The 440-nt window shown below is 62.0% G+C and carries 1 protein-coding gene; it reads left to right on the top strand.

What is annotated here, in order from left to right:
* A partial coding sequence (locus ACERY3_RS25380; protein WP_373226806.1) for a glutamate--cysteine ligase occupies positions 1–440 on the top strand: 440 nt, incomplete at both ends.

Genomic DNA, 440 nt, shown 5'->3' on the forward strand with positions numbered 1-440 from the left:
TGACACCAACCTGTTCCCCGGCGGCTGGAACAACCTGACCCCGCAGATGTTGCCGCTGGCTGTGCAGGCAGCGATGGCGGCGATTGAAAAGATCTGCCCCGAGGCGCGCAACCTGCTGGTCGTGCCCGAGAACCACACCCGCAACAGCTTTTACCTGTCGAACGTGCTGCAGCTCAAGCGCATCTTCCACCAGGCCGGGCTGAATGTGCGCTTTGGCTCGCTCAACCCCGACATCAAGGAGCCCACGACGCTCGATTTGCCAACCGGCGAAAGCATCGTGCTGGAACCGCTGATCCGCACCGAACACCGCCTGGGCCTGAAGGATTTTGACCCCTGCACCATCCTGCTGAACAACGATTTGTCGGCCGGCATCCCCGGGATTGTTGAAGACCTGAACGAGCAGTACCTGCTGCCGCCGCTGCACGGCAGCTGGGCTATCC

This window comes from Enterobacter cloacae complex sp. ESBL7 (assembly GCF_041679625.1).
In the GTDB taxonomy this organism is placed as follows: domain Bacteria; phylum Pseudomonadota; class Gammaproteobacteria; order Enterobacterales; family Enterobacteriaceae; genus Enterobacter; species Enterobacter asburiae_B.